25 protein-coding genes are annotated in these 24808 nt (G+C 67.0%); 16 read left to right on the top strand and 9 right to left on the bottom strand.

All coding sequences use genetic code 11. The annotated features are described in order from the left end of the window. Positions 1-160 precede the first annotated feature (160 nt). The 5 genes from U4Z31_RS24580 to U4Z31_RS24560 all read left to right on the top strand — a co-directional run bounded on the left by U4Z31_RS24580 (position 161) and on the right by U4Z31_RS24560 (position 6151). On the top strand, positions 161-454 hold the full coding sequence (locus tag U4Z31_RS24580; protein ID WP_124488186.1) for a hypothetical protein: 294 nt from the start codon (positions 161-163) through the stop codon (positions 452-454). Beyond that, positions 451-1500 carry a multidrug transporter subunit MdtN gene (gene mdtN / locus U4Z31_RS24575; RefSeq protein ID WP_321811603.1) on the top strand — a complete coding sequence of 350 codons (1050 nt, stop codon included), beginning with the start codon at positions 451-453 and terminating at the stop codon, positions 1498-1500. Before U4Z31_RS24580 ends, mdtN begins: the two co-directional genes overlap by 4 nt. After that, complete coding sequence (locus U4Z31_RS24570; RefSeq protein ID WP_321811602.1) at positions 1481-3589, top strand: FUSC family protein; 2109 nt, start codon at positions 1481-1483, stop codon at positions 3587-3589. The genes mdtN and U4Z31_RS24570 overlap by 20 nt, the downstream gene beginning before the upstream one ends. Further along, the gene (locus tag U4Z31_RS24565; RefSeq protein ID WP_321811601.1) at positions 3576-5135 is read left to right on the top strand and encodes a TolC family protein; all 1560 of its coding nucleotides are present in this window, start codon (positions 3576-3578) and stop codon (positions 5133-5135) included. The genes U4Z31_RS24570 and U4Z31_RS24565 overlap by 14 nt, the downstream gene beginning before the upstream one ends. Before the next feature lie 308 nt (positions 5136-5443). Next, positions 5444-6151: an MgtC/SapB family protein gene (locus tag U4Z31_RS24560; RefSeq protein WP_044843160.1), complete on the top strand. Its 708-nt coding sequence runs from the start codon at positions 5444-5446 to the stop codon at positions 6149-6151. Positions 6152-6199: 48 nt separating this feature from the next. On the opposite strand, the gene U4Z31_RS24555 is transcribed toward U4Z31_RS24560, so the two are convergent. Continuing rightward, positions 6200-6919 (bottom strand): autoinducer binding domain-containing protein, encoded by a 720-nt coding sequence (locus U4Z31_RS24555; protein ID WP_044843159.1) that lies wholly within the window; start codon positions 6917-6919, stop codon positions 6200-6202. 73 nt (positions 6920-6992) lie between these two features. Between U4Z31_RS24555 and U4Z31_RS24550 the strand changes: the two genes are divergently transcribed. From U4Z31_RS24550 to U4Z31_RS24535, 4 genes are all read left to right on the top strand, one after another. Next, positions 6993-7436 (top strand): DUF4902 domain-containing protein, encoded by a 444-nt coding sequence (locus U4Z31_RS24550; protein ID WP_044843158.1) that lies wholly within the window; start codon positions 6993-6995, stop codon positions 7434-7436. A gap of 209 nt (positions 7437-7645) precedes the next feature. Beyond that, a complete protein-coding gene (locus tag U4Z31_RS24545) occupies positions 7646-8257 on the top strand; it encodes an acyl-homoserine-lactone synthase (RefSeq protein WP_321811600.1) in 612 nt (203 codons plus the stop codon). Between the two features lie 52 nt (positions 8258-8309). Then, entirely contained in the window at positions 8310-9071 is a 762-nt protein-coding gene (locus U4Z31_RS24540) for a hypothetical protein (protein ID WP_321811599.1), read from the top strand. A 203-nt stretch (positions 9072-9274) separates the two neighbouring features. After that, entirely contained in the window at positions 9275-9838 is a 564-nt protein-coding gene (locus tag U4Z31_RS24535; RefSeq protein ID WP_321811598.1) for a VOC family protein, read from the top strand. Here U4Z31_RS24535 and U4Z31_RS24530 read toward each other — a convergent pair. Continuing rightward, complete coding sequence (locus tag U4Z31_RS24530; RefSeq protein ID WP_321811597.1) at positions 9823-10392, bottom strand: GNAT family N-acetyltransferase; 570 nt, start codon at positions 10390-10392, stop codon at positions 9823-9825. The two genes, U4Z31_RS24535 and U4Z31_RS24530, sit on opposite strands and share 16 nt — an antisense overlap. Positions 10393-10648: 256 nt before the next feature. Beyond that, positions 10649-11299: a GTP cyclohydrolase II gene (gene ribA, locus U4Z31_RS24525; protein WP_044846712.1), complete on the bottom strand. Its 651-nt coding sequence runs from the start codon at positions 11297-11299 to the stop codon at positions 10649-10651. A 177-nt stretch (positions 11300-11476) separates the two neighbouring features. Between ribA and U4Z31_RS24520 the strand changes: the two genes are divergently transcribed. Beyond that, positions 11477-11938 carry a CBS domain-containing protein gene (locus U4Z31_RS24520; RefSeq protein WP_044846711.1) on the top strand — a complete coding sequence of 154 codons (462 nt, stop codon included), beginning with the start codon at positions 11477-11479 and terminating at the stop codon, positions 11936-11938. A gap of 153 nt (positions 11939-12091) precedes the next feature. On the opposite strand, the gene U4Z31_RS24515 is transcribed toward U4Z31_RS24520, so the two are convergent. After that, positions 12092-12421 (bottom strand): DUF4148 domain-containing protein, encoded by a 330-nt coding sequence (locus tag U4Z31_RS24515; RefSeq protein ID WP_044846710.1) that lies wholly within the window; start codon positions 12419-12421, stop codon positions 12092-12094. Positions 12422-12935: 514 nt separating this feature from the next. On the opposite strand from U4Z31_RS24515, the gene U4Z31_RS24510 reads away from it, so the two are divergent. After that, complete coding sequence (locus U4Z31_RS24510; protein ID WP_044846709.1) at positions 12936-13334, top strand: GreA/GreB family elongation factor; 399 nt, start codon at positions 12936-12938, stop codon at positions 13332-13334. Between the two features lie 186 nt (positions 13335-13520). On the opposite strand, the gene U4Z31_RS24505 is transcribed toward U4Z31_RS24510, so the two are convergent. Next, positions 13521-14627, bottom strand: a complete 1107-nt coding sequence (locus tag U4Z31_RS24505) for a porin (RefSeq protein ID WP_044846708.1) — start codon at positions 14625-14627, stop codon at positions 13521-13523. 611 nt (positions 14628-15238) lie between these two features. Between U4Z31_RS24505 and U4Z31_RS24500 the strand changes: the two genes are divergently transcribed. Continuing rightward, entirely contained in the window at positions 15239-15613 is a 375-nt protein-coding gene (locus tag U4Z31_RS24500; protein ID WP_321811596.1) for a hypothetical protein, read from the top strand. Between the two features lie 298 nt (positions 15614-15911). Here the strand turns inward: U4Z31_RS24500 and U4Z31_RS24495 are convergent, their stop codons facing one another. Next, positions 15912-16298 (bottom strand): helix-turn-helix domain-containing protein, encoded by a 387-nt coding sequence (locus U4Z31_RS24495; protein WP_321804382.1) that lies wholly within the window; start codon positions 16296-16298, stop codon positions 15912-15914. Positions 16299-16557: 259 nt separating this feature from the next. Between U4Z31_RS24495 and U4Z31_RS24490 the strand changes: the two genes are divergently transcribed. Then, complete coding sequence (locus tag U4Z31_RS24490; protein WP_321811595.1) at positions 16558-17034, top strand: nuclear transport factor 2 family protein; 477 nt, start codon at positions 16558-16560, stop codon at positions 17032-17034. Positions 17035-17299: 265 nt separating this feature from the next. Here the strand turns inward: U4Z31_RS24490 and U4Z31_RS24485 are convergent, their stop codons facing one another. Then, positions 17300-18550, bottom strand: a complete 1251-nt coding sequence (locus tag U4Z31_RS24485) for an MFS transporter (protein WP_321811594.1) — start codon at positions 18548-18550, stop codon at positions 17300-17302. A 150-nt stretch (positions 18551-18700) separates the two neighbouring features. Continuing rightward, positions 18701-20017 (bottom strand): MFS transporter, encoded by a 1317-nt coding sequence (locus U4Z31_RS24480; protein WP_321811593.1) that lies wholly within the window; start codon positions 20015-20017, stop codon positions 18701-18703. A 293-nt stretch (positions 20018-20310) separates the two neighbouring features. Between U4Z31_RS24480 and U4Z31_RS24475 the strand changes: the two genes are divergently transcribed. The 3 genes from U4Z31_RS24475 (at position 20311) to U4Z31_RS24465 (ending at position 22911) form a co-directional block, all read left to right on the top strand. After that, the gene (locus U4Z31_RS24475; protein ID WP_321811592.1) at positions 20311-21228 is read left to right on the top strand and encodes a LysR family transcriptional regulator; all 918 of its coding nucleotides are present in this window, start codon (positions 20311-20313) and stop codon (positions 21226-21228) included. A 351-nt stretch (positions 21229-21579) separates the two neighbouring features. Further along, positions 21580-22113, top strand: coding sequence for a VOC family protein (locus U4Z31_RS24470; protein WP_044846702.1), 534 nt, complete (start codon positions 21580-21582; stop codon positions 22111-22113). Positions 22114-22155: 42 nt separating this feature from the next. Then, the gene (locus tag U4Z31_RS24465; protein WP_321811591.1) at positions 22156-22911 is read left to right on the top strand and encodes a glucose 1-dehydrogenase; all 756 of its coding nucleotides are present in this window, start codon (positions 22156-22158) and stop codon (positions 22909-22911) included. Between the two features lie 189 nt (positions 22912-23100). Here the strand turns inward: U4Z31_RS24465 and U4Z31_RS24460 are convergent, their stop codons facing one another. Continuing rightward, positions 23101-24618 carry a purine-cytosine permease family protein gene (locus U4Z31_RS24460; RefSeq protein WP_321811590.1) on the bottom strand — a complete coding sequence of 506 codons (1518 nt, stop codon included), beginning with the start codon at positions 24616-24618 and terminating at the stop codon, positions 23101-23103. Positions 24619-24808: the final 190 nt, after the last annotated feature.

The raw sequence follows: 24808 nt of genomic DNA, 5'->3' as shown, positions 1-24808 counted from the left end.
CCGCCGGGCGGCTGCCGCATGCAACCGATGCACGCCGCATCGCTGGCGGTCTACATCGCGCTGATTTATTATCGGCTCCGTATCGCGGAATCGTCGTCGCGGCGACGAACCGCCTTGCGCCGCGCCCGGCATCCACCCCCAACGTCGAGCTCGTCACACCATGAGAAAAACAACGCCGCGCGCGCCCCTGCGCGTCGCCGCCGTCCTCGCGCCCGCCCTGCCGCTCGCGGGCTGCACGTCGCGCGGCGCACCGTCGTACGTCCTGTTCGGCGCGTATTTCCCGCTCTGGCTCGTCAGCGCGATCGTCGGCATCGTCGGCGCGATCGTCGCGCACCGCGTGTTCGTCGCGACCGGCTGGGCCGCCACGGTGCCCTACCAGCTCGCCGTCTGCACCGCGATCGGGCTCGTGGTCGCCGTGATCGTGTGGCTCACCGGCACGGGGCCGTTCGCATGAAGGCCGCCGGCACCGCCCGCCCGTCCACGAAAGGCCGCGTGATCGCGCTGGCGATCGTCGCGCTCGGCATCGCCGCGCTCGCATACGCGTACCACCGCACGACGGCCTACCCGTCCACCGACGACGCATCGATCGACGCGGACGTCGTGCACGTCGCATCGCCCGTCGGCGGCCGCATCGTGCAGCTTGCCGTGCACGAGAACCAGCGCGTCGCGAAAGGCGACCTGCTGTATCAGATCGATCCGGTGCCGTACCGGCTGACGGTCGCGCAGGCGCAGGCCGATCTCGAACTCGCGCGCGCGTCGCTCGACACGCGCCGCCGGTCGCTGATCGGCGAGCGCTCGAACGCAGCCGTCGCCGCCGAGCAGGTCAAGCGCGCGACGCAGAATCACGATCTCGCGACGCGCGACGTGAACCGGCTCGCGCCGCTCGCGGCGCAGGGCTACGTCAGCGCGCAGCAGTTCGACCAGGCGAAGGTCCGGCAGCGCGACGCGGCCGTGTCGCTCGCGCAGGCGCAGGAACAGCAGCGATCGTCCGCGCAGACGATCGGCGACGACGCCGACGCGATCGCCACGCTCCATGCACGCGAAGCCGCACTCGCCCGCGCGCAGCACGCGCTCGACGACACGGTGGTGCGCGCGCCGCACGACGGGCTCGTGACGGGCCTGACCGTGCTTGCCGGCGAAACCCTCGCGCCGAACCAGTCGATCTTCACGCTGATCGATGCGAGCGAATGGTTCGCCGTCGGCAATTTCCGCGAAACGTCGTTGAACCGCATCGCGGTCGGCGACTGCGCGACCGTCTATTCGATGATCGACCGCAGCCGGCCGCTGACGGGCAAGGTCGTCGGGATCGGCGCGGGCATCTCGGACAGCGACCGCATCAACCTGCCGCGCGCGCTGCCGATCGTGCAGCGCTCGGTGAACTGGGTACATGTCGCGCAGCGCTTCCCGGTGCGTGTGAAGCTCGACGAACCCGACGGCAAGCTCGTGCGCGTCGGCGCGAGCGCGATCGTCGAGGTCCGGCATGGCTCAGCCTGCCGCTGAGGTCCGCGCCCCCGGCCCGCGCGAAGTCCTGCGACTGCTCGCGCCGTTTCCGGGGCGCGCCGCGATGGCCGCGCGGGTCGCGCTGATCTGCGCGCTCGTCGTGCTCGTGACGAGCGGCTACGGTACGCCGGAAGCCGCGATCTCCGCATACGTCGTGTTCTTCCTGAACCGCGCCGACCGCGTGACGAGCGTCGTGCTCGCGGTCGCGATGCTGCTGCTCATCACGCTCGTGATCGCGCTCGTGATCGGCGTCGCGATCTTCAGCATCGACTATTCGGTGCTGCGCGTCGCGTGCATGGCCGTGCTGTCGGCCGGGTTGCTGTACCTCACGTCGGCGAGCAAGCTGCGCCCGGTCGGCGCGATCCTCGCGATGATCGTCGGCTTCGGGCTCGACCAGCTCGGCCTCGCGCCGGTCGGCGAAGCCGCGACGCGTGCGCTGCTCTACGCATGGCTGATGGTCGCGATTCCGGTCGGCGTCGCGATCGTCGTCAACCTGCTGATCGCGCCTTCGCCGCGTAAGCTCGCGCTCGCGCAGCTCGCGAAACGGCTGCGGATCGCCGCGCAGCGGCTGCGCGGCGACGAGGACGCGCGCGCGGCCTTCGACACGAGCCTGCGCGAAGGCGACAAGCAGCTGCTCACGTGGCTCAAGCTGTCGACGCTCGAAGGGTCGACGCCTGCCGCCGACGCACCCGCGATACGGCAAGCCATCGCGTCGAGCACCGCGCTGCTCGTCGCGGTCTCGCTCGCCGACCGCGAGCCGGACGCGCGACTGCCCGCCGCGTTCGCGGAACCGGCTGCGGCGACACTCGACGAGATGGCCGGCATCCTCGAGCAAGGCGGCTATCCGGTCGACGTGACGCTGGCGCTGCCGCCGGCCGATACGCTGCCGCCGCTCGCGCGCGTCGTCGCAGCCGATCTGCACACGGCCATCACACAGTTCGCCGAGCCGGCCATACCTGCTGAATCGACTGCAGCGACTGCACCGGCCGCATCGGCCGCGGCTGCCGCACCGACGGCGGCTCCGCCCGACGCATCGGCTGCAACCGCCAACGCACCCGCCGCGCCGCGCGGCGGCTTCTTCCTGCCGGACGCGCGCACCAACCCCGACCACATCCGCTACGCGCTGAAGACGACCGTCGCGGCGATGTTCTGCTACCTGCTGTACTCGCAGCTCGACTGGTCGGGCATCCATACCTGCTTCATCACCTGCTACATGGTGTCGCTCGGCTCGACGGCCGAAACGGTCGAGAAGCTCACGCTGCGGATCGCCGGCTGCATCGTCGGCGCGCTGATCGGCACCGCGGCGCTCGTGTTCGTCGTGCCGGCACTGTCGTCGATCGGCGAGCTGATGGCGCTCGTGTTCGTCGGCGCGTGGCTGTCCGCGTGGGTCGCGTTCGGTTCGCCGCGCATTGCGTACGCGGGCTTCCAGGTCGCGTTCGCGTTCTTCCTGTGCGTGATCCAGGGCGCGGGCCCCGGCTTCGACCTGACGCTTGCGCGCGATCGCACGATCGGCATCCTGCTCGGCAACGTCGTCGTGTATCTCGTGTTCACGCGCATCTGGCCCGTCAGCATCGGCAAGCAGATCGACGTCGCGTTCGCGGCGCTGCTCGATCAATGGCGCCGTATCGCGCAGGTCGTGCAGCCGGCCGAACGCCGCACGCTCGCCGCCGAAGCGTTCGCGCGCCACGGCGCGATCGCGCAGGAGCTGAGCCTGATCCATTACGAACCATCGTGGGTGCGGCCGGCCGCCACGTGGCTCGCCACCCGGCGACGCGCGCTCGCGGAGCTCGGCGCACTCGAAGGCCCGCTGTTCCTGCTCACCGAGCGCACGCCGGGCGATGCGGCGATCGGCGCGCACCTCGCGCGCGTGGTCGAACTGCGCGACGACGCCCCGACTGCCGACGCCGCTTCGGCGCCGCCGTCGTCGACGGCAGGCGCGGCAGCCGAGCCGGCCCCGCCGCCGGCCGCCACTTCCACCGACCCTGCACGCGACGCGCTGCTGAACCTGATCGACACGCGGCTCGCGCACATCGCCGACGCCGCGCGCCCCGACACCCCGAAGGAGCCTGCCCCTCATGCGCGTCCCTGAACCGCCGGCCGCATCGATCGCCGCCGCCGCGCTCGCGACCGCCATCGCGCTGACCGGTTGCGCCACGTCGTCGGTCGATCTCGCGCCGCAGGCCCCCGACCGCCCGTGGCAGCCGCAAACGTCGGCCGCCGGCGACATCGTGCCGGCGCCGCCGCTTGCATCCGCGCAACGTGCGCCACACGACTACACGCTGCCTGCCTCGCCCGCGCTCGCATCGGTGTCGCCGCCGGCCGCGCTCGATGCCGCGCATCCATACACGCTGCCCGAGCTGATCGATCTCGCCGAATCGACGAACCCGCTGACCCGCATCGCGTGGAACGACGCGCGCAACGCGGCGCTCGCGGTCGGCATCGCGAAGGCCGCGTACCTGCCGAACCTGTCCGCGACCGCGATGGGCGCGTACCAGGCGAGTCACGGCTCGACGTCGACGATCCTCGGCGACTCGTCGAGCAACACGACCGTGCACGGCACGATCTCGGCGCTGTCGCTGCAATGGCTGCTGTTCGATTTCGGCGGCCGCGCCGCACGCGTCGAGGCGGCCGAGCAGGCGTCGGTCGCGTCGAACGTCGCGTTCACGGCCGTGCATCAGCAGGTGATCCACGACGTGACCGTCGCGTATTACCGTTACGAAGCCGCCCGCTCGCGCGCGGTCAGCGCGCAGCAGGGCCTGGCGAACGCTGACGCGATTCTCGCGGCGTCGCGCGCACGGCTCAGGCAAGGCGTCGGCACCGTCGTCGAACTCGCGCAGGCGACGCAGAATCGCGCACAGGCGAACCTCGCGCTGGTCCAGGCGAACGGCACGGAAAGCGACAGCTACCTCGCGCTGGTTTCCGCGCTCGGCATCTCGCCGCTGTCGAAACCGTCGATCGCCGCGCTGCCCAGGCGAGCGCTGCCGCCCGCGCTCGCGTCGTCGGTCGACGCGATCGTGTCGGACGCGATCGCGCGCCGCCCCGACCTGCAGGGCGCCTATGCGCTCGAGCAGGCCAACCGCGCGAAGATCAAGGCCGCTCAAGCCGCGTTCATGCCGAAGATCTTCCTGTCGGCGTCGACGTCCTACGCCAGCGGCGGCACGGCGATCACCGCGCTGCCCGCGATCGGCGACCAGGCCCCGACCGTGAACCTGAACGGCAGCCACTACGGCGGCGGCGTGTTCCTCGGCGTGACGATTCCGCTGTACGACGGCGGCCTGCGCTCGGCGGTGCTGATGCAGGCGCGCAACGATGCGCAGAGCGCATCCGCGCGCCTCACGCGGACCAAGGAGGAGGCCGTCCGCCAGGTCGTCGCCGCGCAGAACGCGGTGCAGACGAGCCTCGCGTCGCACGACGCGGCGAAGGCGCTCGTCGATGCCGCGCAGACGAGCTACGACGCGGCGCTGACCGCGTACCGCAACGGCGTCGGCTCGGTCACCGATGCGACGATCGCGCAAAGCCAGCTGCTCGCGGCCCGCAATGCGGAGGTCGACAGCTACGCCGGCGCGCTGTCGGCCGCCGCCGCGCTCGCGCTCGCGACGGGGACGATCGGCGCGTCGCAGTCACCGTCGCAGTGACCACCGGCCGGCCGCCAGACGGGTTGACGCCTGCGCGCGCGGCCCACTAGAATGCCGCCCATTCTTCCTTCAGGAACCATCGTGGACAGTTGCAGCACTCCGTTGCGTGCGCCGCTTGCCGCCTGAACGCCTGTCCGCCGCAGTTCTCCTGCTGCGGCTCGCGTTCCGCGAGCCCGCACGCCATCCGTTTCACATTGAATGACGCATCCGCGCGGTACAGTACCGCGCGATGACGGCCATCGTGCCGCGTTCGGCTTCGCGCCGCCGCGCCGCGGGCCGGCATGCGCACTTGGCACGGCAGGACCATCATGACTCTCGATTTCGCACTCCGTCTTTTCACTGCGTTCGCCTGCGGCGTCGCGATCGGCCTCGAACGCCAGATGCGGCAACGCACGGCGGGGCTGCGCACGATCACGCTCGTCGCGAGCGGCGCCTGCCTGTTCGTCACGCTCGGCGTGCTGACCGGCAACGGCGTGGCCGGCGTCACGCAGATCGCCGCTTACGTCGTGTCGGGCGTCGGCTTTCTCGGCGGCGGCGTGATCATGCGCGACAAGGGCTCGATCCAGGGCATCAACACGGCCGCGACGCTGTGGTGCTCGGCCGCCGTCGGCGTGCTGGCCGGCTCCGGCCACTACGTGCCGGCCCTGGCCGGCACGGGCGTCGTGCTGCTCACCAACACGGTGCTGCGCGGCGTCAGCCAGGCGATCAACGCGACACCCGTGTCGAATGCCGACCTCGTGCGCGAATACCAGATCACCGTGATCTGCCTCGCCGCCGACGAAGTACACATCCGCACGCTGCTGTCGAACGCGATGTATGCGAAACCGCTGTCGTTCCAGAGCCTGACGAGCGAGGACGTGCCCGAGCAGCCGGACCGATTGAAGGTGACCGCGACGCTGAAGCTGCATCCGAAGGATCAGCAGAAGCTCGAGCAGATCGCGAGCCGGATGAGCATGGAGAAGAGCATTTCCAGCGTGAGCTGGACCGCGAAGGAAGCGGAGCCGATGATGGAGTGAGCGCAAAGGCGGCCGGCTCGGCACGACCGCCGCGCCGCCGGTGCCGCGTCAGGGCGTATCGATGAGCCCGGCCGAGATCGCCTTGACCACCGCCTGGACCTTGTTGGTCGCGGCGAGCTTCTCGAGGATGTTGTTCACGTGGAAGTTGACCGTGCGCTCCGAGATGCTGAGGATCTGGCCGATCTCGCACGCGGTCTTCCCTTCGGCCGTCCAGCACAGCACCTCGCGCTCGCGCGCGGTCAGCGTGACGCTCGCCTCGGGCGACAGCTTCGGCACCATGAAGCGGCTCATCAGCGAATGCGACAGGTTCGCGAGCCAGTTGGTCTGCAGCGTCAGCATGTTGATCTCGGCCGGCGTGAGCCGGTCCGCATGACGCGCGATGCTCAGCAGCCCGAACGCGCCGCGCGCCGCCCAGCTCGACTGCGCGACGCCCACCGACAGCCCGTGGTCGCGCGCATCCCGCCAAAGCGGACACGGATCGATCCGGTCGACGTCCGGCCAGACGATCATGTTGGTGCTGAGCACGCCGTCACGCACCGTCGAGTCGATCTCGATGTAGTTCTGCGCCTGGTAGTGGGCCATCCAGCCGTCCGGATAGGTATCGAAGATCGCGACGGCCGGCTTCGACACGGGCAACGGCACGCGAATGCCGTAACAGCAATATTCGAAGCCGAGGCGTTTAGAATAAGCGGCGATCCGCTGGAAGAGCTGCTGCTCGTCTTCCGCGGCGCTGAATTGTTGGTAGGCATCCTGCCAGCGCAGTTCCATTCATTCTCCGACAACGTTACGCTGTCATACCTGTCAGGTGCCAGCGCCGGTTCGGGGCTGATACATTCCGCGCATGACTTCACCTTTGTTGCACCCGGTCCGCGGCCCGTCTCCGGACGGCTACGTGCGTCTGTCCGAAAGCGCGCTGGCCGCGCTCGCGCTCGACCATGTCGCGAGCGGCCTCGATGCATCGCTGCTCGCGGAGCTGCGCGACAGCGCCGTCGACGCGCGCCTGGCCGGCTACACCGAATGGCACCGCCCGGCCAGTGCCGGCCTCGCGTACCTGACGGTCGGCTGGGACTGGTATCTCGAGCGCGCGACGGGCACGTTCGCGATCGCGGGCGGCGATGTCCGCAGCAACATCATGGCCGTCGACGCCACCGGCGCCGACCTCGGCATGTTCCGCACCGCCGCCGTGCTCGCCGCGCGGCTCGCACACATCGACTGGCCGGCCGCGGTTGCGTCGGCATTGCTCGGTCGCAACGACGTCTATCATGCCGGTCCCGTGCTCCAGTGACAACCGGCCGCGCTTTCGTCTGACATTTCCGCAAGACTGGCGCTCTTTATAAGCAAAAGCCGCCGGTATTTCAATCCCGCCGATCAAGAAACCGTTACCACCGGTCGAATGGTGTCGGCGCACCCTCACCCTGTAAGAGTTACCAGTTACCGCCTCCTCGGAACGCGCGATGTAATGCGGGCATACCAAAGTACCGATCCGAGGACACCATGCGGACCTTCGTTCACGATGAAGGGCGGTTACCACACGAACTTGCAGCGGATCTCGGGCGCTATCGGCGCCATGTGTTCGTCGAACAGCTCGGTTGGGCGCTCCCGTCGGCGAACGACTGTTTCGAGCGCGACCAGTTCGATCGCGACGATACCGTCTACGTGTTCGCGAGAAACGCCGGCGGCGAAGTGTGCGGATGTGCGCGCCTGTTGCCGACCACCCGCCCGTATCTGCTGAAGTCGTTGTTCGCCGACCTGATCGCCGAGGACGTCGCACTGCCGCAATCCGCTGCCGTCTGGGAGCTGTCGCGGTTCGCGGCGACCGGTGACGACGAAGGCGGTCCGGGCAATGCCGAGTGGGCCGTCCGCCCGATGCTCGCCGCGGTCGTCGAATGCGCGGCGCAACGGGGCGCGCGGCAGCTGATCGGCGTGACGTTCGCGAGCATGGAGCGGCTGTTCCGCCGGATCGGCGTGCACGCGCACCGGGCAGGTCCCCCAAAACAGGTGGACGGTCGTCTGGTTGTCGCGTGCTGGATCGACATCGATCCGCAAACGTTTGCCGCACTGGGAATCGAGCCGGGACGGGCTGCCCGGCAAGCCATCGCCGCCTGAGCCGGAACGCGCGTAGTCCGGCCGGGCGTCAACGTAACGAAGGAGAACCACCGTGGACCAGTCTCAGGTCTTTCGCGCGATGATGCCCGGGTTGACGGGTGCCGGCGGCGCCCGCATCGCAGTCGCCTACCCGTCGTTTGCGCGGCCGCTGCCGCTCGTGCGGCTCGATCGCCGCGGGCTCGTGTTCCGGGCCGCCGGCGCCGCGCCGCTCGTGTGCGGGCTGCCGCGCACGGCGACGCTGCTGGTAGCGGACGAGCCGCTCTGCTCGCTGCGCCTCGTGATCCGCGACGTCGCCGCTGTCGGCGAGGGCCGGCGCGACCTGACGATGCAGCCGTCCGGTGCCGCCGGCGACGAACTGCTGTGGCACGCACTGCGCGACCGCAAACCGTACCGGCAGACCGGGCAGCCGCTTGCGCCCGTCGATGCGGCCATCGCGCCAAACGGCGAGCCGCAGGCCGCGGGCGGCGGCGCGCAGCGTCCGTCGCGTAGTGCGGCGTTCCGTCTGCGCTGCCATAGCGACGCGCTGTTCTTTGCCGACTGGCTCGAATATCACTTCGACGAGCTGCGCGCGCTGTCGCAGCGACACGGGCCGCAACTGCAGCTCAATCAGCTGCAACGGCAAGTCGCCGACGACGAGGTGGGCGTGCGCTTCGTCTACGACATCGACGGACACACGACACGGCATGCGCTGACCGACTGCGCGCGCGAGGCCTGCGCGTGGATTGAGACGGAAATGCGCAACAAGTACGCGGTGCCGGTTGCGCAGGAGCGGTTCGGCGCGTTTGCCGCGCACGCGCGGGCAGGCGCAATGTAGGACCGGCGGCGGCTCCGCGGATACGCGACGGTGCGGCGGCTGTTCGGCACGACACGGTGGAACGCCCGCGACAGCTGGATGGCGTGCAGCACCAGCCTGGTCAGGACAGCTCAAGGCGCGCTGCGTTGCACAATTACAACTAGGGCTTGCCATCCCTCGGGTTTTCCCTTAAAGTTGCATCCGTCTCCTCCATGTCTCCAAACATGGATTCAGCCCGCTCCAGTAGCGGGCTTTTTCTTGCCTGCGATAATTTATCGGGGACATATCAAAGCCCCGTGCGAGCAGCGCGCCCGCGCCTGCCCGGCGGCATCGACGAATCGCTCACCCCAGCCGACATCGTCATGCACGCCCACCTGCGCATCGCCCTCCCCGTCGCCGACCTCGCCAGAACCGAGCACATGTACCGCGACGCATTCGAGCTAGCAGTGCTCGCGCGCTTCGACGATCACGACGGTTTCTCCGGCGTGATGCCCGGACGCGAAGAACTCGACTACCACTTTGAATTCACGCACGGTCCGGCGCATCCGGTTGCCCCGTCGCCGACACCCGAAGACCTGATCGTCTTTTATCTTCCCGACCGCCCGGCATGGGAAGCCGCGTGCGCACGCGCAGTCGCGCACGGCTTCATGCGGGCGACATCGTTCAATCCATATTGGGATGCGTGCGGACAGACGTTCGAGGACGCCGACGGCTACCGGATCGTGCTGCAGAACGCGAGGTGGCGTGAGCGGGCAAGCGTGCCCGGGGCACGTTACGCGCTGACGTAATCATCCGGACGAACGGGCGTTGCGTGCGCGACAAACACCACATGCGGTCGCAGCGCATGCCCCGGCGGCAACGCAGGATGCTCGAAATCGCGCATCGGTTGCCGCACCATCCCGAGTTGCCGTGCAACACGCTGCGATCGCTGGTTGGCAGCAGCCGTCCATGCAAAGATCTCGCCGAGCCCCACCCGGCCGAACCCGTCGACCAATACCGCAGCGGCCGCTTCCGCGACATGGCCATGCCCCCACGATGCGCGGGCCTGGCGCCACATGATCTCGACGCACGGCGCCATCGGATGCTCGTCACGAACTTCACGCGACAACCCGCAGAGCCCGATCAGCGCGCCATCCGCACGGCGTTCGATCGCCCACACACCGAAACCGTGCGCGTCGAAATGCGCTTCGAAACGTGCGATGACGGCCTCCGCCTCATCGAAGGACATCGGGCCACGCGCCAGCCACGCGGTCACATCAGGATCCGCGTGCATCGCAACCAGCGCATCGGCATCGTCCGAGCGCCAGCGACGCAACGTCAAACGTTCGGTTTCTATCTTCAATGGCGGATCAACCGTGATCGGGAGATGCAGAAGGCATGGGGTGCGTCGGGCCGCGCACACCGTTCTCGTAACGCAGGAGCGAGCTCGAAGGCGAAGCGGAGGGATGAAGCAATCGCGCTCGTCAGCTGCGCCGGCAACCAGCGGCGACAGTCGCGAGAACCGGCGACGGGAATCGAATGCGGCGGGACGCATCGTCCCGCCCGGCGTTCACGGAATGAGCGCGACGCCCGATCGGGCGCCCCCGCGTCGAACGCGATTACTCGTTTTCTTCGAAGTAATGCCCGAACTTGACCTGCTTGGTCCGGATGTAACGCTCGTTTTCCTCGCGCACGGGCACTGCGAGCGCCACGCGTTCACACACGGGAATGCCGTGCTTCACGAGCGTGTCGAACTTCTTCGGGTTGTTGCTCATCAGTCGCACCGACGTCACGCCGAGGATCCGCAGGATCGCGGCGGCCGAATCGTATTCGCGAGCGTCGTCGGGCAGGCCGAGGTCGAGATTCGCCTCGACGGTGTCGCGCCCCTGCTCCTGCAGCGCATATGCGCGGATCTTGTTGCTCAGGCCGATGCCGCGCCCCTCGTGGCCGCGCAGATACAGCAGCACGCCGCGATCTTCCGCCGCGATGTAGCGCAGCGCGAGATCGAGCTGCTCACCGCAATCGCAGCGGAAGGAGCCGAACACGTCGCCGGTCAGGCATTCGGAATGCAGCCGCGTGAGCACGGACTGCTCGCCTGTGACGTCGCCCATCACGAGCGCGAGATGTTCGGCATCGCTGCCCGATACGCGGAAAGCGTACGACGTGAACGTACCGTAGCGCGTGGGCAGCGACGCGGTGGCGACGAGCGTCACGCACTCGTCTGCCTGGCCATTGCCCTGCGTGGGCGATTGGGGACGCGAAGACATCATGAATTCAATCGAAACGATCTGGAATGTAGGAGTTGTGTGGATAGTGCGTGACCGGAGTTTACCGCTAATCTGGAAACGTCACGCGACTGCCGCAGCAGGCCCGGCTATACTGGGCCCGTCGGGTGCCGCGCATCACGCCCTGCCTTCGCTGCATCGTCCCGCACACGGAGAAAGCAAATGAGCACGACTGTCGCGCAAATTCTCAAAGCCAAGCCGGATTCCGGCCGCACGATCTACACCGTCAAGAAAGCCGATTTCGTCTATGACGCCATCAAGCTGATGGCGGAAAAGGGAATCGGCGCATTGCTGGTCATGGACGGCGACGACATCGCGGGCATCGTCACCGAGCGCGACTACGCGCGCAAGGTCGTGCTGCAGGACCGTTCGTCGAAAGCCACCCGCGTCGAGGAAATCATGACGGCCAAGGTGCGCTACGTCGAACCGTCGCAATCCACCGACGAGTGCATGGCACTGATGACCGAGCACCGGATGCGCCACCTGCCCGTCATCCAGGACGGCAAGCTGATCGGCCTGATCTCGATCGGCGACCTCGTGAAGAGCGTGATTGCCGACCAGCAATTCACGATCAGCCAACTCGAACACTATATCCACGGCACCCCGACGGTCACGTCCGCCTGATCCGTCCCAGCGAAAAAGGCCCAAACGCGCGAGCGTCTGGGCGGAAAAGCCGCCGGAATGCGGCGACGGAGGTTCTGCTCTGCTGACGCAGACGCGCGCAAGCGGCGCGCGTCCCGTCGGTCACATGCTGTGCTCGGGCAGACCCGGGAATGTTCAGTTGCCGAAGTAGACGGAGTTCACGGGATTCGCGGCTTCATGCGTCATGCGGCGGCCCGACTGGCCTGCGCCCGTCGCCACCGCACCATAACCGCTCGTATCGGCCTGGGCGAGCATCGGCTGGTTCGGCTGGATCCGTTGTTCCGCGGCCTGGATGTTGTCCGGATATTGCGAATCGCTCGCGAGCGGCTTGTAGCCGTTCTGTTCGAGTTGCACGAGCTCGGCCCGAACCTGGTCGCGAGTCAAGCCCTGCTCGGACTGTGCGAACGATGCGATCGGGGCGGCAAGAACGGATGCAGCGATCGCTGCGTAGATGATCGACTTCATGGTGGACCTCCGAAATATGTTCTCTTTTGACGTCGCTCCCGGCGGGACTGTCTGAAGCGATGGATCAAGTGTAGTGCTGGCCATACCAAGGGGAAACCCTTGGTTTGAACATACAGCGTTGCATTTTCGGAAAAAATCGACCGCTGTCACCGTGCGCGATCGCTATTACTTAAATCATTTTCACAACAATGCCTAACGAAAGGCCGACAGCCGAAGCACCGATCCGGAAGGTTGTGTTGTAGAATCGTAAGGTTTTATTCACCTCTCGATACCCCATTCACCATGCACGCGCCCATGCTCGCTTCGGTTTCGCCGCCCGGCCCGGTCGGCGTGCGCGTGCGCGCCGGCCAGCCGGCGCATCCCCTCGCTCGACGCACGGCCCAGGCGCCGCTCGCGCCTGCCCGGCGCCTGATCTGACGGCTCGGTCTCCTTCCCGGAGCCAGGTCAGACAGGCTCCGGGCGATCCCCATAGGCACGCCCCGCCTGCCCCATGCCGATCATTTGGAGAACTGCCATGAAACAACGCCTTTACCAGTTGACCGAACTCGACGTTGCTCGCCTCGAGAAGCACGCCGAACACAACCCGCGCTTCCAGACGATGCTCGACACGCTGCTCGAGCGCGCAGACATCGTGCAACCGGACGCCATCAAGGCAAACGTCGTCACGATGAACTCGCAGATCACACTGCTCGACGAAGCGACCCAGGAACAGGCCACCTGGACGATTGTTTATCCGGACGCCGCCAATCTCGAACTCGGCCGCCTGAACGTGTTCTCGCCGGTCGGCATGGCGCTGCTCGGCACGCAACGCGGCCAGCTGGTGAAAGTGCTGCAGCCGAGCGGCGCCGAAAGGCTGATGAAGGTCGCCGCGATCGTGTTCCAGCCGGAAGCCAACGGCGAATACACGCGCTGATGCTGCCGGCCGGCAGCGCACACGTCGGCACACCAAACAAAAAGCGAGGCTCAGCGCCTCGCTTTTTTTGCGGCCGGACGATACGCAGCGTCATCGCAGCCCGCATCGCCGATGCGGCGGGCGAAAAAAAAGGCGCCCGAAGGCGCCTTTTTCGATACTGCGAAGCTGGTTACCCAGCCGTCACGCTTAGAAGCGGTGACGCAGACCAACCGTTGCTGCGGTTTGGTTGATCGACGAGCTCGGCAGCGTGTTGACGTCGCCGTTGTAGATCGATGCGCCAACGCCGTTCTTCGCAGCGCGCTGGTACACAGCTTGTGCGTAGACGTCGGTGCGCTTCGACAGCGAGTAGTCAGCTTGCAGGCCGAACTGGTTCCAGTGCGTGCTTTCGCCAGCAACCTTCGCGTTCGTGTACGTGTACGCTGCGCCCAGGCCAAGAGCCGGCGTCAGGTTGTACTTCGCGTTGACTTCGTAGTTGTCAGCGTGGAACGTAGCCGCGCCGTTAGCTTGGTTGTCGACACGCGATTGCGTCCATGCTGCGCCAACTTGCGCCGGGCCGAATGCGTATGCAGCAGCCGCGCCGTACGTGCGCAGGCGGCCTTGGCCGTTGAACAGAGCCGACGACGAGTCAACTGCGCCCGTGCCGTTGTTGTTCGGGTTGTTCGCTTGCGAGTAAGCTGCACCCAGCTTCAGGCCTTGGTACTGGTACGACACGCCGCCGCTGTAAGCACGGTTGTTGCCGAAGTTCGTGCTGTTCGAGAACGAGTACGTGCCGCCGAATTGCAGGCCAGCGTAGTTCGCGCTTGCGAACTTGATCGTGTTGTTAGCCGAGTAGCCGCCGTTCGTGCTCAGGTTGTCGTTGTTGAACGGGTGAGCGAAGTACGTACCGCCCCACGAGCCCGTTGCGGTCAGCGGTGCCAGGTAGTCCTGGACGGAGTCGTACTGCTTACCCAGCGTAACCGTGCCGTACTGGCTCGACAGGCCGACGAAAGCCTGGCGGTTGAACATGCCGTTGTTGTTCGCGAACTTGCCGTTGCCGATGTTGAAGCCGCTTTCCAACGTGAAGATTGCCTTCAGGCCGCCACCGAGGTCTTCCGAACCACGCAGGCCGAAGCGGCTCTGGTCAATGCCCGAACCCATCGACCACAGCGACTTGCCTTGGCCGGCTGCGTTCTGGACGTTGCTTTGGTAGGTGATGCCTGCGTCCAGCACGCCGTACAGCGTGACGCTGCTTTGCGCGTGAGCGACGGTAGCGAACGATGCTGCAGCTGCTGCAACGATCAGAGTCTTGTTCATTCGTGGAGCTCCCTTCTAAAAAGAGGCAGGTCTCGCGACCTTGTTCATAAACGGTCTGCAACCGCCCGGGAGCGCCATCGGTCCTTCTGGCCGCGCCCGGATAGTTGCCCGTTTGGGAACCGTGAGTTTAGGGGTGTACCCTAGGGGCGCGATCTGCAAATAAAGAAATAAGCTTTTCCAGAACTAGAAATAATGAAAGTGGGGACGCGTTATAAGTATTTGTTTTAACGTCTTTTTTTGACCTATTGACGGATGTTTTTTGGAGGCTTTCATCCCACCATTCTTTCGTGTCATCGTCTTGACGGTTGCATAGAAACAACAAACGGAATCGATGGAACCATACGAAAACGGTAATTTTTACCCGAATTGATCTCAAATGTTGGGTCTGGCCGCCTAAAACGCAGCGACTGAACGGTAAACATTCGGCCGCGCGGCCGTAGCCGACCCCATTGGCCGTCGGCGCCAACTTCAACGGGGAGATCGACGGCGGCGCCCCGGCAGCCGCCGGGCCGTCGTGACATGCGGTAACAGCCTTAACGACCCGCGTAACCCGGCTCCGGGACCGGCGGGCTAATGTAAGGCGGCTTCGACTACATATATAGAGGACCCGCATGGATCGACGCTCGTTGCTACGCGCCGTCGGACTGACCGCCGCCTTTGCCGCCACCGGCGGCTGGCTGCGTACCGTCTCCGCCCAGCCCGCCCCGCCCGGGTACCGGCCGCCCGGACCGCCTCCCGGCCACGGCAGGCCGCCTTATTCAGATCGCCCGGGCTTCGCACCGCCTGCACCGCGGCATGATCGCCGGCCGCCGCCTCCACGGCCGCACGGCTATGTCTGGACCGACGGCTACTGGCGCTGGCAGCGCGGCCACTATATATGGGTGTCCGGACGCTGGGTCGCCCGCCGCCCCGGGCGCAGGTGGGTACCTGGATACTGGCGGCGCCAGGGTCAAGTGTGGGTCTACGTCGACGGCACCTGGCGTTAAGTCGTCCGCGCCGGCCGTCGGTCGGCGCGAATCCGCCGCTTCCGCGCCCTTGCCGATCGACACGCCGCCCTGTCCTGCCTACGAGCTGACCGACCGGGCGGAGGCCGATCGCGCTTGCCACGGTCACGACAGTCGTCGGCACCCTTCAAACGCCGATCGCCACGCGTGCGTTCCGCCCTTCGCGACACCGCATGCGAAAGCAGCGCCCTCGAAACGTTCGGATAACGAAATCATCTGCTGCTGCCGCAACGCACGCATCCCGTCGCCGGTCGTCACGCGACCGCACGACGTACTCCGCTCAACGCCCGCTGCTTTCCTGCTCGCGCGCGCGGCGACGGGCCGCGCAAATCGCACGATGATGTTCGTCGGCCCAGCGGATCAGCGCGTGCATCGGCGTCAGGAACGAACGCCCGAGGTCCGTCAGCGCATATTCGACGCGTGGCGGCACCTCGGCATACAGCGTGCGGCTGACGAAGCCGTCCTGCTCGAGCCGCTTGAGCGTGCGCGACAGCATCTGCTTCGACACGTCGCCGATCGCACGGGCGAGTTCGTTGAAACGCATCGTGCCGCCGGACAGCGCCTCGAGCACGAGCAGGCTCCACTGGTCGCCGATGCGGTCGAGCACATCGCGGATCGGGCACGGCTGATCGAATTCGACGGATTCGTCGGCGGACGGAAACGACATGACGGGATTCTCTTTCACGGGCAATGCACGGTCATCGCGGTGTGACCTGTTCACACCGCGGTGACTTCTTGTGACGGGTTCGCGGCAACTGTACCATTCGATCGACTCGATGGCCGAGCGGACTTGCCAGTTCTACGAAGCATGCGCACGCGCACCACCGGCACCCCGTCGCCGCCGATGACGACGATCGGCGTCATCCGCAGTCGCACACCACGCACCGCGCGTCCGTCCACGCATCTCCAGACAAGGAACCTGCCGCATGTCATCGCTCCGCTCGCCCGTTCGTACCGTTGCCGCGTTCGTCCTGCTCGCCGCATCGACCGCCGCGCCAGCCGCCGGCCCGCCCGCGCGCGACCTGGCCGCCGAGGAAGCCAACCGCCAGCTCGTGCTGACGTTCTACGACCGCTTCTTCAACAAGCACGAAGCGCTCGAGGCTGCCGCCGTCGTCGCCGACGACTACAAGCAGCATAACCCGTACGTGCCCGACGGCAAGAAGCCCTTCGTGTCGTACTTCGTCGGCGCGTTCCGGAAGAACCCCGAATCACGCGCACAAATCGTCCGCAGCGCGACCGACGGCGACCTCGTCTATCTGCACGTGCATGCGACCGAGCGCCCGGGCGATCGCGGCGAAGCGGTGGTCGACATCTTCCGCGTGAAGGATGGCAAGATCGTCGAGCACTGGGACGTGATCCAGCCGGTGCCCGAAAAAGCCGCGAACGGGAACACGATGTTCTGACCGGGCGGGCCGCGCGCCGATGCGCGGCCGACCGCTTCGCACGCTTGAACGCGGCCAGCGCACCGGCCACGCATGTGTCGTGCGACATCGAGCGCGAGCACCTGCCCGGTCGTCAGCACGTCGCCGCACGCGGCCCCGCGCCAGATTGCCGCCGCGGGCTGACCAGCCGCGACCGCGAGGCACCGGTGTCGGGCCGCGCGCTCACGCGCGACAGCGACCCGCGGGACAACGTCCGACAGGTTCAGGCCAACCTGCGCGCAACCGTCTACGACAGCGCGGCCGTGCGCCCGCCGGCCTGCTTGCGCCCGTAACTCACCATCATCACGAAGCTGAGCAGGAAGCCCGCGCCGCCGATCAGCAGCAGCCCGCTCTCGCCGAATACCGGCAGCAGGTTCGTCAGCGCGCCCGTCACGACCCATGCGACGGCCATCACCGAGCCCGCGACGCCGAGCGCCCAGCCCTGCCGGTCCTCGCTGACGGCATCGGAAAACGCCGTATACATGGTGGTGTAGGCGACCATGTCGAAACAGCCGACCACCATCGCGAGCACCCACAGCACCGGCTCGTGCGGGAACAGTGCCGACGCGATCTGGCCGAGGCCCGCGACGAGCAGGCCCGTCTTCGCGATGTCGACCACCCGCCACACGCGCAGCATCCGCCGCACGACGAACAGCAGGCCGAACACGAAGCAGATGCCGATCACGCCGCTGAACAGCCCGAGCCGCGCGCTCGTATAGCCGAACTTCGCCTGCAGCAGCAGCATGATGGTCTGCAGGTAGAGTCCATAGCCGACCTGCATCAGGAAGAACACCACCGACAGGAACGCGACGTTGTGCTGACGTGCGGCTTCCCCGATGATCCGCAGCGGCAGCAGCGGATCGATGCGCGTGTCGCCGCGCGGCGCGGCCGTGTCGCGATACGACGCCCAGGTCCAGAACGCGCACACGAGCGACAGCGCGGCGACGAGCACGAACGGCGTGCCGTAGTCGAACAGCGGCGAGATCGTCCGGTCGGACGTGACGCCGCCGAGCACGGGGCCGACGATCACGCCGGCGCTGAACGCGAGCGACATGATGCTCATGTTGTACGCCTTGTTCCCGGGCGTGCTCAGGTCGGTGATGGCCGCCTGCGCGATGCCCTGGCAGCCGGCCATCAAACCGGTGAGCCCGCGGCCGGCCAGCAACAGCGCGACGCTCCCGTGCCATGCGCCGGCCGCCATCAGCGCGTAGCCGGCCGCAAGGCCGAGCACGCACAGCAGCAGGATCCGGCGGCGGCCGTAACGGTCCGACAACTCGCCCATCAGCGACGAACCGAAGAACATGAAGAGCGGATAGATCCCGTAGCCGACACCGAGGTAGAAATTGCGCGCGTGTTCGCCGGCGTCGGCCGGCAGGATGCCCGCGTGCGGATCGCTGAAGATCGCGGACATCATCGGGTAGACGAGCCCGAACCCCATCGCGTCGATCGCGATGGCGAGCAGGCAGGGGCCGAGCAGCGTGTAGTCGAGCCGGGACATGGCGACCTTCCGGACAGAGTGGATGATCGCGCAAGCGTAACGAGCGGGCGGCGGCCCCGGTAGGCCGCCGCCCGCGATGCTGACCATCGGCGGCGCCGATACGTCGCATGCCACCCGGGCCGATGGCTGCTCGACCCGAACGGCGAACGACTATTTGGCGCTCAGCGGCTCGCCCGAGAACTGCCGGCGCGCGAGCACGCACGGCGCGCCGTCGTGCATGAACACGCTCGCGGCCAGCCCGAACGACGCGGCGAACAGCACGTACCACGCGGGCGCGACGGGCGACCCGCTCGCACGCGTCAGCCATGTGACGATGAACGGCGCGAAACCGCCGAACACCATCACGGCAACGTTGTACGCGAGCGCGACGCCGGTCGATCTCGATCGCGTCGCGAACTGCTCGGCGAGCGTGGTCGGCGCGGGACCGTAGCAGATGCCGATGATCGTGCAGATCACGAGCTGCATCACGAGCAGGCGCCCGATGCCAGGCGCGGCGGCCAGCCACGAGAACAGCGGATACGTGAGCGTCAGCAGCGACAGCGTGCCGGCAATCAGCACGGGCCGCCGGCCGATGCGGTCGGACACGATCGCCGCGACCGGAATCGTCACCGTCAGCAGCGCGACCGCCACCATCTGCACCTTGAAGACCTGGTCGAGCGGCAGCCCGAAGGTCTTGTGCACGAACGTCGGCATGTTGACGAGCATCACGTAGAACACCGCCGTGCCGGTGATCGTCTGCCCCATCGACACCAGCACGCCGCGCAGGTTGTCGCGCAGCACGCGCGACACGCTCGCCGGCGGCTCGACCGTCGACTTGCTCGCATCAAGGAACGCTTCAGTCTCCTTTATGTGACGGCGGATCCACAAGCCAACCGGCCCGATCAGCAGCCCGAGCGCGAACGGCACGCGCCAGCCCCAGCTGTGCAGCGCCGCATCCGACAGCGACTGCGTGGCCCACGCGCCCATCGCAGCGCCTGAGAACACGGCGAGACACTGGCCGATCAGTTGCCACGAGCCGTACAGGCCGCGCCGGTGCGCGGGCGCGCTCTCGACCAGGAACGCGGTGGCGCTCGCGTATTCGCCGCCGGTCGCGAAGCCCTGCAGCAGCCGCGCGACGACGATCAGGATCGGCGCCGCCGGGCCGATCGTCGCGTACGACGGCGCGAACGTGATCAGCGCGATCGACAGCGTCATCAGGAAGATGATGAGCTGCATCGCGGCCTTGCGACCCTTGCGGTCCGCATAGAGCCCGAGCAGGATGCCGCCCACCGGACGCATGAAGAAGCCGACGCCGAACGTCGCGAGCGACATCAGCAGCGACGCATACTGGTTTTCGGCGGGAAAGAACAGCCGCGCGATGATGCCGGAAAAGAAACCGTAGACGATGAAGTCGTACCACTCGAGGGTATTGCCGACGACAGCGGCAACGACTTGCCGATGCCGCGTGTTCCGACGTAGGTCGCGCATGCTTGTCTCCTGCAGTCTCGTGGGGCCGTGCCGGCCGCCGCCCGGGCGGGCGATCGCGAACCGCTGCGCGCGACGGGACACGCAAGATCGTCCCGCGCCCGAGCGCAACCGGCATGAACCGATCATAGGGACGCCGAAAACCCGCATCAATTAACGGGAGCGGTCGATACTTAGCCGCAGATTAAACGTCGTCATCGCGTACCGCCGCGATGCGGATATTCCGGACATTCGCGCATTGTTGCTGCCGGTGTTCTGCGGCAGAATCGTCGATCGCCCTTCCCGCCGCCCCGACCATGCGCAATCGCATCAACGAAGAGATCACCTTCCGCAAGCTCGAGGTGCTTCTCGCCTTCATGGAAGCCGGCAGCCTCGCGAAAGCCGCCGAGGCGCTCAACGTCAGCACGGTCAGCGTGCATCGCGCGCTGCACACGCTCGAGGAAGGGATGCATTGCGCGCTGTTTCGCCACGAAGGGCGGAACCTGATTCCGACCGAAGCCGCGCAGGTGCTCGCGGAGGTCGCGGGCGACGTGCTAAAGACGATGACGGACGGAATCCGCTCGACGCGGGAAGCCGCCGGCTACGGCGCCGGGCAATTGAAGATCGGCTCGCTCTATTCGCTGACGATCCGTACGGTGCCCGAGGTCGTGATCGCGCTGAAGGAGCGTCGGCCCGAGCTGCAGGCCGAGCTCGTGCTCGGCTCGAATGCCGACCTGCTCGACAAGCTTCGGCAAGGCGCGATCGATGCGACGCTGATGGCGCTGCCCGAACCGGACGCCGAAATCGAATCGATCGCGCTATTCGAGGACGAAATGTTCTTCGCCGCACCAATCGATTCGCCGTACGCGCAATGCGATGCGGTCGATCTCGCCGCCTGCCGCGACGTGCCGTTCGTGTCGCTCGGCGAAGGTTTCGCGACGCAAGACGGTTTCACGAAAGCGTTCCGGGCCGCGGGCGTCACGGCGAACGTCGTGATGCGCGTGGGCGACATCTTTTCGCTGATCAACCTCGTGTCGGGCGGTGTCGGCCATTCGCTGCTGCCGGGCCGCGTGCGCGACCTCTTCTCGCACAAGATCGCGCTGGTGCCGCTCGCCGGACCGACGATCCGCCAGACGATCGGCCTCAGCTTCCTGCATCGGCGTGAACGTGATCCGAACCTGCTTGCGCTCGCAACGGTGTGCCGGCTGACGGTAAAGAGGCCGAACGCGGGGTAATGCGCGGATCCGGTTTACCCGCTTCGTCAGCTTGGGCTCCTCCCTGCTTTCCTGCTTTCCTGCTTTCCTGCTTTTCCGCTTTCCCCGCTTGCCGCTTGCCGCTTGCCCGCTTCCTCGCGTTTCTCGCGTTCCTCGCGTTCCTCGCCTCTCTCGCCTTCCTCGCTCGTCCCGTCCTGTACGCAAATCCGTCGTCATCGATGCAGCGCCCAGCGCCGTCCGGATAGCCTGCAGCTAGTCCGTTTGGACGGCACGCCGCGCCGCCTTTGTTGCCATCATGACCGTCATTCATCGCGCGCCGATTGCCGCACGAAACGGCGCCGCGCCCGCTCGCGCGCCCGCCACGGAGACACCATGAACGACCCTATCCTCGGCCCCATCGACCAGATCGGCTATGTGGTCGCCGATCTCGACCGCAGCATCGCGCGCTGGCGCGCCCGCCACGATGTCGGCCCCTGGACCGTGTTCCGCAACGTGCGGCTCGACGGCCGCTGCCTCGGCGAAGCGACGACGGTCACGATGGATGTCGGGCTCGCGTATCGCGCCGATCTGCAGATCGAACTGATCCACGTGACGAACGACGCGCCGTCGCCGTACCGCGATGCGCACGGACAACTGCTCACAGGCCTGCATCACGTCGCATGGGTGGTCGACGATCTCGATGCCGCCGTCGCGCAACTTACGGCACGCGGGCTGCGCGTGGTGTTCGACGCGCACAACCCGGCCACGCGCGTCGCCTATCTCGACGACGCCGACGATCCCGGCGTGCGCGTCGAAGTAATCGAAGGTGCAGGCATGCGCGCGATGATCGCGCACGGCATCGCCGAAGCGCGTACCTGGGACGGCGCCGATCCGGTCCGCATCATCGACGCGTCGGCCGCCGCCTGAGCGGGCCCGCGCGCGTCCCCTACACTCACAGGAGCACACACGATGAAACGACTCGAAGGCAAGGTGGCGCTGATCACGGGCGGCGCCCGCGGCCAGGGCGAGGCGGAGGCACGCCGGTTCGTCGCCGAAGGCGCACGCGTGGTGATCGCCGACGTGCTGGACGACGCGGGCCGGCGCGTCGCGGCCGACCTCGGCGACGCCGCGCGCTATCAGCATCTCGACGTGACGAACGAAGACGACTGGCACACCGCCGTCAATGCGACGCTCGCGCATTTCGGGCGGCTCGACATCCTCGTGAACAACGCGGCGATCCTGAAGCTCGTGCCGATCGAGTCGTGTTCGCTCGACGACTATCGCAAGGTGATCGACGTGAACCAGGTCGGCTGCTGGCTCGGCATGAAATCGGCATTGGCCGCGCTGAAGGATGCGGGCGGCGGCTCGATCGTCAACGTGTCGTCGACGGCCGGGATGGAAGGCGTGGCCGGCGGCAGCGCGTATGTGTCGAGCAAGTTCGCGGTGCGCGGGATGACGAAGGCCGCCGCGCTCGAGTTCGGCCGCTACGGGATCCGCGTGAACTCGGTCCACCCGGGTGGCATCGACACCGTGATGGCACGCCCGCCGGAATACGCGGATTTCGACCCGTCGTCGATCTACAGCGGTCTGCCGATCGCACGCATCGGCAAACCCGACGAAGTGGCGAGCCTCGTGCTGTTCCTCGCGTCCGACGAATCCGCGTATTGCACGGGTTCGGAATTCATCGTCGACGGCGGGATGCTCGCGGGCAGCACGTTCCACTGATCCGCAGCGGAGTCGACACGCGCCCGCCTGCCCGGCGGGCGCTTTCGTTTTCGGCCGCGCGCGGGAGAAGTCAGGGGCGGCCTTCCATACGCGCATACAACCCGGCATCCTGAAACAACCATGCCGCCGGCGGATCTCCCGCGCGGCGGCACCGGTATTTCCAGCGCGCAGCGACGCGCGATGCTGCGCTCAATACCCCTTCGGCTGAATCGCCGGGGCGCCGACACCGCGTGCCGACTGCCTGCCGCCGCGCACGAGGAAACGTCCGCGCGGGCCGTACACGCCTTCCGCTTCCGGATACACCGTCAGCAGCACGAAATACAGCAGCCCGCCGACCACCAGCGACACCGGCACGCTGAGATCGAGTCCACCCGCGAGGTTGCCGAGCGGCCCGACGAACTGGCCCGGCAGGTTCACGAACGACAGTCCGATGAAGGCCGCCGGCAGCCACGCGCCCATCGCGCGCAGGTTCCAGCCGTGCGTGAACCAGTAGTGGCCGCCGCGCAGCCCGCGGTTGAACACCTGCAGGTCGTCCGCGAGATAGAAACCGCGGCGCGTCACGTAGCCGATCACCATGATCGCCATCCACGGGCAACTGAACGTGTCGATCAGCGTCGAGAACGTCGCGACGCTTTCGACGAGGTTGAACCAGAAGCGGCCGACGAAGATGAACGCGATCGCGATCGTGCCGATCAGCAGCGTCGCGCGCACACGATTCAGGAAGCGCGGGAACATGCTCGACACGTCGAGGCCCGTGCCGTACAGCGCGGTCGTGCCGGTCGACATCCCGCCGATGATCGCGATCAGGCACATCGGCAGCAGGAACCAGCGCGGCGACACGGCGAGCAGCCCGCCGACGTAGTCGTTCGACGCGATGAACGCGGGCGCCTTCGACGCGATGATGGTCGCGGTCGCGAGCCCGAAGAAGAACGGCACGAAGGTCGCGACCTGCGCGGCGAACACGGCGGCCATCACGCGCCGCTTCGGCGTCTGCTGCGGAATGTAGCGCGCCCAGTCGCCGAGCGTCGACGCGAACGACACCGGGTTGCTCAATGCGACCAGCACGGCGCCGACGAACGCGGCCCAGAAGCCTGCGCCGCCCTGGTTCAGCGTGCCCGCGTAGTTCAGGTCGAACAACCCCGCGAACGCGAACAGGCCGGCGACGAACAGCAGGCTCGCGGCCCACACGGCGATCTTGTTGACCCACAGCATGAAGCGAAAGCCGTAGATGCAGACGATCAGCACGAGCACCGCGAACACCATGTACGCGGCGCCGAGCGTGAAGCCGTTGACCGGCACGCCGACCATGTCGTGCGCGCCGCCGACGAGCGCATCGCCCGAGCTCCACACCGCGAGCGAGAAGAACGCGATCGACGTGAGCAGCGCGAGGAACGACCCGACGATCCGGCCGTGAATGCCGAAATGCGCGCCGGACGACACGGGGTCGCTGGTGCCGTTGCGCGGGCCGAACAGGCTCATCGGCGCGAGGATGCAGGTGCCGGCGAGCACGCCCAGCACGATCGCGCACATGCCGGCCTTGAACGACAGCCCGACCAGCACGGGAAAACTGCCGAGCACCGACGTGGAAAACGTGTTGCAGCCGCCGAACAGCAACCGGAACAGATCGATCGGACGCGCATAGCGCGATACGTCGGGAATGCGTTCGAAACCGAACGATTCGACTTGGGTAATCCTGCCTTCAGTCATTTGTCTCCAGCTCCTCTGGTGCATCGGTACGGCCCGCGACTGCGGCCATACGACACATCGTCATCGATTTGCGGCCACTCTAAACCGGATCGGGCAGCGCAAATATCACGCATTCGAGACGTTTACGACGAGGCAGAACAATGTTTCGCGACGGGGAATCGACCGGTTGGCGCGCCGCGCGAGCGGCCCG

The organism is Burkholderia sp. BCC1985 (genome assembly GCF_905339915.1).
Classification (GTDB): domain Bacteria; phylum Pseudomonadota; class Gammaproteobacteria; order Burkholderiales; family Burkholderiaceae; genus Burkholderia.
This window is presented reverse-complemented; position numbering and strand designations above follow the sequence as displayed.